Annotated in this window: 7 protein-coding genes; 3 read left to right on the top strand and 4 right to left on the bottom strand. The window is 47.1% G+C overall.

Going from position 1 to position 12,509, the window contains the following annotated elements; translation table 11 throughout:
- Positions 1–101: 101 nt before the first annotated feature.
- The 3 genes from OP864_RS14145 to OP864_RS14135 form a co-directional block, all read right to left on the bottom strand.
- Positions 102–2,063 (bottom strand): leucine-rich repeat domain-containing protein, encoded by a 1,962-nt coding sequence (locus OP864_RS14145; RefSeq protein WP_270098803.1) that lies wholly within the window; start codon positions 2,061–2,063, stop codon positions 102–104.
- Positions 2,064–2,253: 190 nt separating this feature from the next.
- Entirely contained in the window at positions 2,254–3,537 is a 1,284-nt protein-coding gene (locus tag OP864_RS14140) for a type IX secretion system plug protein (protein WP_270098802.1), read from the bottom strand.
- 8 nt (positions 3,538–3,545) lie between these two features.
- Positions 3,546–3,989: a hypothetical protein gene (locus OP864_RS14135; RefSeq protein ID WP_270098801.1), complete on the bottom strand. Its 444-nt coding sequence runs from the start codon at positions 3,987–3,989 to the stop codon at positions 3,546–3,548.
- A 157-nt stretch (positions 3,990–4,146) separates the two neighbouring features.
- Between OP864_RS14135 and OP864_RS14130 the strand changes: the two genes are divergently transcribed.
- The 3 genes from OP864_RS14130 (at position 4,147) to OP864_RS14120 (ending at position 7,512) form a co-directional block, all read left to right on the top strand.
- Entirely contained in the window at positions 4,147–4,809 is a 663-nt protein-coding gene (locus tag OP864_RS14130; protein ID WP_270098800.1) for a hypothetical protein, read from the top strand.
- A gap of 77 nt (positions 4,810–4,886) precedes the next feature.
- On the top strand, positions 4,887–5,888 hold the full coding sequence (locus OP864_RS14125) for an ion transporter (RefSeq protein ID WP_270098799.1): 1,002 nt from the start codon (positions 4,887–4,889) through the stop codon (positions 5,886–5,888).
- Between the two features lie 556 nt (positions 5,889–6,444).
- Positions 6,445–7,512 (top strand): tetratricopeptide repeat protein, encoded by a 1,068-nt coding sequence (locus OP864_RS14120; RefSeq protein WP_270098798.1) that lies wholly within the window; start codon positions 6,445–6,447, stop codon positions 7,510–7,512.
- A gap of 69 nt (positions 7,513–7,581) precedes the next feature.
- Here OP864_RS14120 and OP864_RS14115 read toward each other — a convergent pair whose 3' ends face one another.
- Positions 7,582–12,405, bottom strand: a complete 4,824-nt coding sequence (locus OP864_RS14115) for a T9SS type A sorting domain-containing protein (RefSeq protein ID WP_270098797.1) — start codon at positions 12,403–12,405, stop codon at positions 7,582–7,584.
- Positions 12,406–12,509 lie beyond the last annotated feature (104 nt).

Raw genomic sequence — 12,509 nt, 5'->3', positions numbered from 1 at the left:
GCTCGCTGTTCGCTCGGCCCTTCGCCAGCAAGCTGGCTCGGTCTGGCCCTGCGGGCCACTGCTGCACATCGCTAGGCCGATTGCAACTACAATCTTTGCCCCTACTCAAAAATAAACTCAATATGAGGGTATTTTTGGCTTAGCGCCCTCTGTTTTTTAGTGGGAACGGGATTACCAGCCAAATTGATTTTCTTCAAATTGGGTAGGCGTTTAAAGAAGATAGAGGGAATTGTACGCAATTGGTTATGGCGTAGGTCCATTTCTTCCAATTGGGCCAAGTTAGCAATTCGGATAGGCAAATGCTTGAGCTCTGTATTGACTAAACGAATAGTTTTTAGCCGCTGAAATCGGTTAAAACTGCTCCACTGCTCTGTTTGTAGCCCTAGGTCCATATCCTTAATGAGCAGCTCTTCTCGTATTGTAGCTTGGGGGTCCTCCCACCAAGGAATAGGCTTTTCTTCTTCGGGAATATCCTCCATTCTGGGAAAGAAGAAAAAGGCCCAGCTTCCTAAGAGGAGAAAACCGACAAGGCTATAGCTAATAAACCCTAAACCAAAAATATTGTAATTGACAAATAGCAAAGTAGAAAGTCCGACTAAGCCGCCAAAAAGGGTACCGCCAGAGAGCAACCATTGTTTGGCTTTGCGGTCATCTTTCATCGGGCTAGCGATCCAGAGGACAAAGGCCAAGAGCAAGGCGATTAAGCTTCCTGCGGGTAGGGCTTCGCCTAGAACCCCAGGCCAAAAGAGGGTAAAAAATAGGCTAGCAATAAAGAGGGGGATGGTCTTGGCAAAACTCTCATCATTGAACCAGACGGTTTTCTGAAACAGATGTTTGGCTCCCTTTAGCCAGCTCCAGAAGACCAAAAACAGCCCCAGCAGCACTGGCCAGCGCCAAGCTGAAATATCAAAGGTGAAGGCCTCCTTACTAAAGAGCATAAAGCTTTCGCTTCCATTGCTAAGGAGCAAAAAGTGTAAAATAAGTGCTAGAGTTGGTCCAGCAATCAGATAAGTAGTTTTGGCCCATGATTTTCGGCGGGCGGCGGCATTATAATAAATAGAGAGCAGGACAAAAGGCAGGAGTAAATAGCGCCAAAGTTCTTGATCTAGGAACCAAAGGGCTAGGCTGCATTGCAGGGCGGCGGCTAGCGGAGACATCCAATCATAGACATCTAACCAATAGCGAAAATCGGCGGGGCGAGCGAGCTCTGGTTGCCGCCAGCGCAACAAATGAATGATGGCCCGTCTAAGGAAGGTGGTGGTATAGCTGCCCTTAAAGCCTTCGGCCCATTGTACGTCCTGTTCTTTGCTTTCCGACAAGAGGGGGCGGTTGCGTTCTTGGGCCAATTGGCGGCGCCAACTGGGGTCTATACTTTTAGATTGGAAATCGCGGCTGAGGGCGCCCGAAGGGCGCCTTTGGCCCAAGGGGAACTGAGCGGCCATCTTTTGTTTTTGGCGGCGATTGCGGCGGCTGCGCCAAAAATATAAGAAAATAAATATCCAGCTAGGTAGCAAAAACTGCCAGTAGCGAGGGATATAATTATTATAGTCGCTATAATCAAATTCTTCTTCGGCCAGTATTTCTTCTTCGAGTGGTACGGCTTCTTCCATGGCTTGGCGGGCAAGCTCTTCCATGGCCTTAGCCTGCCGTTCTTCTTCCTCTGCCAATAGGCGCATGCGTTCGGCTTCTTGGGCTTCTTGGGCTTCTTGGGCTTCTTGGGCTGCTGCGGTTTCTTGAGCGGTTAGCCAAGCTTGATCTGCGCTATCTTGGAGCTGCTGTAAATAGGCCAATTCTTTTTCTTCCGCTGTTTTTTGGAGATAGCGGTTAAAGGCCAGCGCCCAACTAGAATCGGGATTGGCGGGAGGCGAAAAATACTGTTTTGGAACTACGGCAGGCGTACTATCTTGAACCAAAGTAGTATCAGCTATGGCAGGAACAACTCCTTCTGCTGTTTTTTTGGGGCCATAAAAATGGCCTAGGGCAATCCACCAACTACAGATAACAAAAATAGCCAGTAGATAGGGCCAGGCTGCTGTTTTATTGGGTTGGTAAATTGTTCTCAAGAGGAAAGGGATTTTGGCAAAATGGGGAGGAAAATTGGGCGGCGAAGCCGCCCTGGCCGCAGGCCAAACGGCCTAGCGATGTGCAGCAGTGGCCGTCAGGCCAGACCGAAGCGCGCAGCGCTGAAGGGCCGAGCGAAGAGCGAGCTGCGAAACGTAGCGCCCGCCGAAGGCGGGAGGCCCCAAAAAAATACTATCTATGAGTAGAACTAGCTTTTTGGAAGGCCACCAATTGGTCGTAGCGGCCACCGAAGGGGCGATAATAGACTAAAAATAAGTAATCATTTTCGGTTTCAAAGCGATTGCCCTCCAATTCTTCTTGGTCCAATTGTTTTTCTCCATCTCGGAGCAGGCCGTAGCCATAATCATAAAAGCCATTTTTGAAGAGGAGGATGCCTTCGTATTGGCCTTTTTCGGCATTGTAATTTAGTTCGTATTGGGGGTAGGCTTGAAAATCGGAGAAGCCGCCATAGACAAAAATGCGGGCATCGGGATATTCGGGGCTTTTGAATTGGAAAAACAGCTGGCCATACTCGCCTCTTTCTTCGGGGTTGGGGGCATCGTAGGAAGCGATGATAAACTTGCCGTTGAGGTCGTTGGTAAAGAGATAAGGGCTATATTTTCGTTCTTTTTCGGGAAAGAGCAGCAGCTCGAAGCCCTCATTGGTGCGGGCCAGATTTTGGACCTGTGGACCACGGTGGCGGAAGCTGCGGATATCGAGTGGGCGAAACTCTCTTTGGCCGGGGAAAACGATTTGGCCTTGGCGGTCGAAATGGATCACTTCTTCTTCTACAAAAGTGGGGGCTAGATTTTTAAGGGCTTTGGGCCAGTTCCAGTTTTGGACCACCGTCAGTTTGATATCTTGGTTGGGGTTGCTCACATTCATGCCTGCATGTTGGAGTTGGCAGCTCAGTTCTTGATGGGTTTGGCCATAGGGCGGAATGGCCGAGCGGCGGGTGGTCACCTCCACATTCATTTGAGGTTCATAGACCAGAAAGCGGCGACTGAGGACCAGATCTTCTTCATCATCATTGAGGTAAACCAGCAGCAAATAATTGCCAGATTTGGTCCATTTGACATCATCGTTGGGGAGTTCTAGCTGATAATGCAGGTACTCCGTGCGGGTACCAAAAGAGCTCAGGCTTTCATAGAATCGATTTTCCTGAAAGCCATCAATATAGTCTAGGGCATCGATATCCTCGGAGGGTTCCCAGTTTCGGTTGCAATGGATAATTTTGTAGTTATAATCCTTATTATCGGCATCTAGGTCATCAAACTCTAAAATGAGTTTATTGGGGCTAGCGAGTTGGACGACGGGATAATCGACCTCGGAATCATCGGGATAAAAACGGCAGGAGGCCACAAAATCGCGATAAATATAGTCTGTATATTGCAATTCAGAAATGACATAATCATCTTGGGCCTGCAAATTTTGCAAGCTCAAGAAAAAGAGAAAAGCGAGCGATAAATAGCGCATAAATCAAATTAGTTCTTGTGAATTTCCTCATCCTTGGCCTTCATAAAATCGGCCAGCGAACGAAGCATAAAAGCTAAGCCCATCAGCGAAAAATAGGCCAAGAGCAGCACAATAAAGATGCTGCGGTTATCAGCTGCTCCTTCAAAGATGCTTTGGCCAGAAATCAGTTGGGCCAGGCCGCCAAGCGCAATAAACAGGAACATCGTTCCATAAATAGAGAACTGATAATAGCGCATGCGCTGAGCCGCAAAGATGCTGAGTACGCTGTTAATTAGGGCATAAAACATCAGCATAGCGCCCGCCACCATCCAGCTCCAATTGGCGCTGCCAGAAAAGCCTCCGGCCAGCATCATGAGTAGCGCAACGCCAAAAATACCTATAACTTGAGCAATAGGGCTAGGGATTTTCCCTTTGCCAAACTGATTATCGATAAAGAGCATTTTCCAGTTCATAGTCAAAAATTTTAGCTAGGGGCAAGATACAAAAAAGCCCGTGAAAAAAATTTGGGGGAAAAGAGGCAAAATCCATAGTTTTCGGCCTATTTTCCCACCAAACTATGCTAGTTATCGTTCAAGGAAGGTAATCCCATTCACCAGCTAATTTTAAAAGATGCGCTATTTCCTCTTCTTCGCCTGTTTGTTTCTGGCTGTAAGCAGCCAAGCCCAAGACTTAATTTACAAAAAAGACGGTAAAATATTGGGGGCTCGAGTTTTAAGGACAGACAGCAACTTTGTCTATTTCAGGCATACAGAGCCTCCCAAGCAGCTCGACAGCATTGCTCAGTCTGATTTGACAAAAATTGAGTTTGATTATCGCAAGGATTTTTTTGTGCCGACTAAAAAGCTAGCCAACAATGCGGTCTCCATCTCTTTGGGCGGCACCTCCGTTTTGCTCGGCATTTCCTACGATCGCATTATTGGTCGAGAGCGAAATTATCATTTTTCGGGCCGCCTAGGCATTGGGAGTTTGGTGGAGCAAACCAATATCAACGGGCACCTGAGCTTTAATTTTCACCTCAATAAGGCCAAAACGCAGTTTTTTGAGCTAGGGGCGGGCCTTGCCGTTCCAATTAACGAACGCAATACGGGAAATGGCTACTACAATATATACATAACGGCTCCTATGCTGGGCTATCGACTTCAACGTTTTGAGGGCTTTTTCTTTAGGGTCTATATTTCGGGCCTCTATATGCGGGATGCTGGAGGCAATAACTGGATGCCCAACAGGCTGTATATTCCCACTTTGGGGCTAGATTTTGGCTACTCTTTCTAGTGCAGCAAAGGCTTATGTGCGCTTTATTGCTTTAAGACAATGATAAGTTTGTATTTTTGTCCAAATCAACACCAACTATGAGCGTATCTACTAATAAAAAAAGCCTGCGGCGGCATATTTTCGATGTTATTGACCTCGAACAAGAGGAGTCGAGTTTGCCCGCTAGGATCTTTGAGACCAGCATTACTATTCTCATTATCCTGAGTATTTTGGCCATTATTGCGGAGTCTTTTATTAACTACCGCTATGAGGGAAATATCATAGACTGGATCGAGAGAAGCCAGCAAAACACAATCATTAGTCACTATTTTTCGCTTTTTGAGAATACGACTTTGGTCATTTTTACGGCCGAGTTTTTTCTTCGTTTGTTTACTGCAGATTTTAAATATCCCGAAGAGAAATCTTTTCGCGCTGCGGCCTGGCGCTTTTTTAAATCTAGTGGGGGCCTCATTGATTTTTTGGCCATTTCGCCTTTTCTTTTCCAGTTGGCCCATGTCGATTTCCGCTTTCTTCGGGCGCTCAAAATTTCTCGTTTGCTGCGGGTGCTCAAACTCAGCTCCCTCACTCGATCTATTGTTATTGTGGGCGATGTTTTTATCGACAAGCGCAACGAGCTGGGCATTACGCTCTTTGTTACTTTCGTGATGCTCTTGGTCTCTTCTACCCTGATGTGGTATGTGGAAGGAAATGTCCAACCCAGGGCTTTTCCCAATATTATTGCCACCTTCTGGTGGGCTATTGCTACCCTAACCACCGTGGGCTATGGCGATGTTTTTCCCATTACTTCTGCAGGCAAGTTGCTTTCGGGCATTATCGCTATTTTGGGCATTGGTATTGTGGCCCTGCCGGCGGGTATTCTTTCTTCGGCCTTTATTGAGCGCCTAGAGCGCGATCCCAATATGAGCCTAGAGCAGCCAAAGGATGGCGAAGAGCCTCGCCAAACTGCGCCCACTCCTGAATCCGCTCCTGTTTTGGCCCAAACGGCCAATGATTGTAGTGATCAGTTTGGTCAAAAATTTAAATTTTGTCCTTATTGTGGCCAAGCCCTAGACCAAAACGGGCAGCATCTTCATCAGTAGTTTATTCTTTTTTTTGGGGCCCGCGGCCAGCTAGGCTTTGCCTAGCTGGCCGCCGCTATGCTGCGCCGCTCGCAGGTCTGCTCGGCCCTGCGTCGCTTTGCTCCTTGGTCTGGCCTGCGGCCACGGCTGCGCAGCGCTGGGCCAGTCATCTTTTTTTTTCAGTTTTGGCGGTATTGTCCCCTCTCCTGGCCCTCCCTTAAAGCGGCATTCGTCGCTTCGCTCCTCATCCGTTAATAGGTCCCCGCCCACCCACCCCTCTGCGGGATTCCCTAAGGAATCCCTTGGGGAGGCTGGGCTTTTTGCAGATAAAGCTAGATGGTCCAGCATTTTCGGCCCGCAAAAAAGGCCCATCGGGCCGTCGGCTGAGGGATGGATAGCAGTGGCCAAAGGCCAGACCCAGCTTTTGAGCGTAGCGAAAAAGCGCAGGGCCGAGCAGACCTGCGAGCTGCGGTACAGCCCGACCCGCCCACAGGGCGGGGCAGCCCCAAATCAAAAAGAAAACTTTGAATACGCCAAAACACCAAAAGAGCGGCATCTAAAGAAAAAACAATCTAGTATGAGAACAATTTTTCTATCTCTTTTTTTGGCCCTAAGCTGCGGATTAAGCGCACAGGTCCAACTTAGTCCACAAGCCGAAAAGGACTACAAACTGGGCAAAGATTACTTCTTTAAAGCCGATTATCGGGCCGCCCTCAATGAATTTCAGGAAGGGAAAAAACAGGCGGAAGCCGAAAACCGCGATCTCTTTCAGCTAGAAATTGCACATTGTCATTTGCGCCTCAAAGAATATGAAAAGGCCGAAAAAGCCTTTAAGCCGCTCATCAAAAAGGGGGGGCGTTTGCTGCCCTCTGCATTTCAGTCGCTATCAAGTTTGTACATTGACCAAAAAGAGACAAAAAAGCTCAAGCGCCTAACCGACAAGGCCGTTCGTTTGCAAGGCGAGCAGATCGCTTTTTTGCGCAATTATTTTTATTTGGCCAGTTTGGAAAAGGACCAAAAAGCTCAGCAAAAGTACCTAGAAAAAATCTGTGCGCTGCCTCAGGCCACAGGAGGAGATTTTATTCAATTGGCCCAATTGGCCCAGCAAGAAAATGAGGTGGAACTGGCTGTTATGGCCGCCAGTTATGGCCTCGTTAGAGAGCCCAGAAGTAGCTATAAAAAAGCCGCTTTGCAAATTTTGGAGCAGCAGCTTATGGGACCCAATTGGACCAACTATTGCGAAATTGCCCAAAAAGCCGCTCAGGCAAAACAACAGCCCGATTTTGGCCTCGATTTTTCGCCCCTGCAAACCGCTGCCCCCACTTCCGAGCAGTTTGAGCTGATTGTTCCATTGCGGGCCGCTCAATTGCTAAAAGATAGCAGCCAAGCTCTTTATGCGGCCAATCCAAGCCAGCAACTTAGCGAGCTCATTAGCTTGAGTTGGTTGTTTTTGGGCCAGCATCCTCGGGCAAAATATTGGGAAAAAACGAAGCTCTACCAAAATGTTTATCAAGAGTTTCTAGAAAAAGTAAAAGTACCCCAAAAGCGAAAACTATTTAGTCATTTAGCTTTGGTTGGTCGAGAGGAAGGACTACATAACTTACTCTCTAAGAAAGATTTGGTCGAGATGATGAAGGCCAAATAAAGGCTGCTGTAGATAAAAAAACAGGCCCCAAGGCAATGCCTTGGGGCCTGTTTTCATTTTGGTCCAGCTTTAGGGCCGAATTACCGTAAACTTCTTGGTGGTTTTAAAATTGGCATTGCCAATTTGCAAGAAATAAGGAGCTGCGGGTAAATCATGCAGATCGAAGCGAGCGCTTTGGCTGCCTGCCTCTAGCTGGCCTTGGGCCAATACTCTTCCCTGCAAGTCGATTAAGGACCACTGAAAATCTTGGCTGAGCGGCTGCGCAAACAACAACTGCGTATAATTTACCGCAGGATTTGGCGAAAGCAAAGCCGTATTGATCTGATGAGCTTCGGCCTGCGCCTCGGCTAGTTCAGTAGTGCTCAAGGCATTCACATATTCGGTAATATCTCGGGTCCTCACCGCCTGATAAATCGTTCGGCTAGTGGGGGCATCCTCCTGCACAAAGGCAATGGCCTCCAGATGAGCCGTATCGATATTATTGGGGTTGTAGGTCCAAACCTCCGAAAGCTGAACGCTATCGCCAGGCAGCCAAGATTGGCTAAAGCGGGTTCCTGCGGCATCGGGCAACATCTTGCGGAGCAAAGAGTGCGTATGGAAATTTACCCCATTAGAAAAATATACGGCTGAATCTTCGGTCACCACTAGCTGCAAATCATAATCTGCAGCGGCCAGGGTATCCTTAGCGATTAGGGTCGCATTGATTTGCAGATTATTATTCCCAATAAAGGCAATCGGCTCGAGACGAATATCAAAACGAGCATCTTCTAGCATGTCCGTTTCAAAATCCTCCTGTCTCAAATCGGCAGAATTGGGTGGATTGTTGCTATAGCGGCGACCATCGACTACCGCCTTAGCGCTTACGCCATCAATACCATAAATAGAGGTTCTGGCCGAGGGATCGTCTCGGTTCAGGCTGTTCATGGGGTCAAAAGCGGGGTCTTCATTATTGATTTGTAGTAAAATCACATCTCGAACGGCAGGCGTACGATAGACCAGATTATAAACATATTGGTTGATTGGGTCCATATTGACCACCCCAGCATTAGAGAAATGCTCGAGCAGTACATTGCGTTCTCGGTTCCCGATCCAAACATTATCGAAGGCAAAGCCACGAAGAGGCGTTTGTGAGGCCCCGATAGCGCCAAAGGCCACTCTAAAGCGGAAATTCTCAAAGTTGCGGAAAGCATCTAGGGTATAGCGGGCATCTTGCCAGCCATTACTTATGCCAGACCAGCCTTTAGGGGCTAAATCTTGTACCCCAGGACGGCCAGCTACTACCGCCTGATTATACCAATTGATGCCTCGGTTGACATTTCCTAAGGGCAACCATTTCTCTGTTTGGGGATTAAAATATTCGATCACCGTTCCGTCATTACCTTCATCGGTTTCATTAAAGAAATCCAGTTTGAGCATGGGACGTTCGAGGGCGGTTAGGTCGATACAAGGGCTATACACCCAACCACTTTCATCTGGGCCATAGGTACTATCTGTTCGGGTGATCCAAACTTGGCCATGATCCTGAGCAATATCTAGATCGGCGGGCATACCCCACTCCCAGAGGTTACTCGATTGGGCTTGGCCTTCGGCCTCTTCAACCCAACCATTGGCGCTAGCATCAAAGTCTTCACTATAAGGAACTAGCGCATTGGGCTGTTCATTGGGCAAAACTAAGACCCGAATAGTATCCGAATCGCTGCAATAGTTATTATTTTCGACAAAGAGCGAGGCCTCAAAAATGCCAGGACTACTATACTGATAATTAAAAGTTGGAAACTGATTATTATTATCATAGCTAGCGGCAAAGCTGTTGCCATCGCCCATATTCCAAACCGCGGTAGTGATAGAATCGTAAAGGGTGGTGGTTCCAGGAATTGTTCCGACCAAATTCATACTATCATTATCGATCTCAAAGAGGACGGAATCGCTAGAGCAGCTATTATCTGCGCTCAGTTTTACATTAGGCAAACTATGCACATTAAAGCTAGCCCAAGCGGTATCCAGACAAGAAACAAAGACATTGCTAGTATCTTGGAAAACCGCCTGAATCTGGTGCGTACCCACTCCTGCAATATTAGAAATCATAAACTCTTTTTCAAAGAGCACACCGGGACCGCTATAATTCAAGACATTTCCAGTGAGCAAATTGGGATAGAAAAAGAGCGTATCTCGGCCAAAGCAAGCATCTGCTGTAGCATCTGCGGGCAGACCTTGAGTGTCATGAGTGGCAAAAAAGCTATACTCTGGATGCGGATGAATATTGACAATTTGAGTATCTCGGGCAGTACAAGTAAGCGCTTCCGTTTCATAGATAATGGTATCTCGGACCAAAGCGGGATAGCGTGTACTATCCGAGTAGTTCGGATTGGGCCAATATTGTCCATTGATAAGGGCCCCATGAATAATTCCTGCCGTGGCAGAAGTATCCCCAAAGAAATAGCGCCCACCGGTGGGCAAGCCAAAGAGCTCTTGCGGTTCATCGGCTTGGCAGAAATGATAGCTCGCCATACTGAAGTTGGAGCTAGGTAGCGGGTTAATCGTCACTTCAATTTCTACCGTATCCTTACAAAGGGTAGTAGGATCTTGATAAACATAGGCATAATTGACATAACCAGGGGTATTCGGCAAAATGGGACTATAGACCACCGAGGGATTAAACTGATCATCTGTTGGTCCAGAAATCGTTGGTCCAGAATAAGCCCCACCGGAGGGAGTTCCCGTTAAAATACCGATTGTATCATCGGCACAATAGGTGGTATCGGCTTCATCGGTTTCTAGTCCGGCAATAGGCGCCAAATTCACCGTAAAGGTAGAATCTAAAGAAGAAACACAACCATACTGGCTAATATAAGTGAAGGTAATTGTTTTTGGTCCTGTTCCTGATGCAGCAGGATTAAAAAGTGGTCCATTACCTACAATACCAGGTCCGCTAAAGTTGGCCTGAGAAGCAATCAAAGAATCTAGCGAATTATAGGAGGCGGGAGAAGGTATCCCCGAAAGCAGATCTACGCCACCATTGGTGCAATAGCGGTTGTTTTGGTTACCCAAAGAGCTAGAGTTTCGGCCAGAAATGGCTAGGGCTACATCTCCAAGGATGCGGACATTAGCGGTATCTCTAGCCGCACAGTTTCCTTGTCCCGCCTCATAAATGAGGTAGTAGTTAACATCAGTGGTCTCATTACTAGCCGTATAAATTGCATTAGGGTTAAAAATAGACCCTAGCGTAGTGGAAGTATTGGCTGCATTTCCGTTTCTGGCGGTAATATAATGTACTCCATTAGCGGGGCTAGAGCCACCTAAATTGACAAAGGTTTCATAATTACAGTAATTCTCTGCAATTGTAGAATCTATAGCCACTTCGGGCGGGTCCACTACATAAACTACCTCTTCATAGCGCACAACCAATTGCTGATCTGGAGAAGTACTAGAAACGGTATTCGTAGAAGAGTTGTAAGTCTGAGATCTTGTTTCTCGATAATAAGAAATGGTCACCGTTACACTATCTATCCCCGGAGCAGGAGACAAGGAGTACTCCTCCTGCCCTGCTGTTCCGTTTAGGGTCGTTAAAGCAGAGGAAGGGTTGGCCGACACGGTCATCACATACTCTCGACTCTGTGTGGTTCGTGTATTTGAGGCGCTAGCGTTGGGACCAACCCAGCTAGGATCCCAAGGAAAGGTCGTTGTATCTCGACCAAAAACTAAGGGCGGATCCAAACGACAATGCGTCTCTGGCAATACACGAGGAGGAACATCTAGAATCTCTGCGGTATCCGATAGCAGGGCCGTACAACCATTATTATTGTACAAAATACCAATTTCATAACGACCAGAATCTGCAGTAGCCCCCAAAAAACGATCGTTTAATACATAAACACCAGAATAACTGACCGGAATAGGAGGATTAGAGTTAATCAAGCTCGCAAAATAGGTAGGATCACTGGAGCTAATGCTAATCGGTACGGTATCCGAGTTGTTAGTCAATGGAGCCAAACGAACAGAGTCAATACTATTGTTGTAAATTCTTGTGCTAGTCGTATAGGTAATAGCATTACAAGTGGCCGCTGTAGTGGCCATATAGGGCGTATACACATAGCGCAGACGTATATCCCGGCTGGCCAAGTTTTGCGTGAGTGGCGTCGTACCAGCATTCAAGCCATCTGGAATAAGGTCATGGCTAGCCCCAATATAAGCAGGTTGCGCCGAAGGGCTTTGCAAATAGGCCCCCGTTACCGGGCCTCCGCCTCCATCCTGTACCGTTAGTGAGGTGCCCGTAGGAAAACCACTGCTCGGACTTGGACTCAACTGAATTGGAATAGTGTCTCTAGAACAAATAGTGTTGGCCAAACCCACAATGTCTAGCTCGGGCCGAACCACAATGAGGAAAAAACTATCAATAGGAGCAGCAATATCACCTCCGCCAAATCCATTCTCATCATGCTCATAAAAGACAATCTTACAAGATTTCATGTCAGAGGGAATCGTAAAGGGGATGCTCCCATTTTTTGGAATAGCCGCACTTTGAGTGGCCCCAGAAACAAAGAGGGCATTCACATCTCCACTCCCATCTCTTCTTGTTTGGCCAGTGGGTCCTCCCAAATCTCCCGTCAAATCGTCAATATCTTCTTCTGCCTCACTATCTGTTGCAGAAAAATTGCCCTGATACAAATCGCCCTCTCTAATAATCACTGCCGAATTGGTCCCATCGGTATGCTCTACATAAAAGTAGTCTGGCCAATAGATTAAGTTGGTATAATTAAAAACCACCGCATCTCCGGGACAAACCTCAAATATGGCCCCAGGATGACTGATGTTATTCATCGTCACTGTTCCTTGGGCATAGAGAACAGGCCCCATTATAAATAAGGCAAAAAAGAATAGTAATGTTTGCTTCATAGTGTATGACAGTTTAACGGGCAAAATCCCTTATTATGAACAGCTTGCTTTCATCTTAAGGCATTTATCTGTAGGTAGTTTTGCTTTATAGACCTTAGATAGTC

The organism is Saprospira grandis (genome assembly GCF_027594745.1).
Taxonomy (GTDB): domain Bacteria; phylum Bacteroidota; class Bacteroidia; order Chitinophagales; family Saprospiraceae; genus Saprospira; species Saprospira grandis.
Note: the sequence above shows the minus strand (reverse complement) of the source record. Positions and strands in the feature narration are given on the sequence as shown.

Bases quoted from the DNA above. Each gene is read 5' to 3' on its own strand.
- OP864_RS14140 (WP_270098802.1), bottom strand. From the start codon at position 3,537: ATGCGCTATTTATCGCTCGCTTTTCTCTTTTTCTTGAGCTTGCAAAAT.
- OP864_RS14135 (WP_270098801.1), bottom strand. From the start codon at position 3,989: ATGAACTGGAAAATGCTCTTTATCGATAATCAGTTTGGCAAAGGGAAA.
- OP864_RS14130 (WP_270098800.1), top strand. From the start codon at position 4,147: ATGCGCTATTTCCTCTTCTTCGCCTGTTTGTTTCTGGCTGTAAGCAGC.
- OP864_RS14125 (WP_270098799.1), top strand. From the start codon at position 4,887: ATGAGCGTATCTACTAATAAAAAAAGCCTGCGGCGGCATATTTTCGAT.
- OP864_RS14120 (WP_270098798.1), top strand. From the start codon at position 6,445: ATGAGAACAATTTTTCTATCTCTTTTTTTGGCCCTAAGCTGCGGATTA.
- OP864_RS14115 (WP_270098797.1), bottom strand. From the start codon at position 12,405: ATGAAGCAAACATTACTATTCTTTTTTGCCTTATTTATAATGGGGCCT.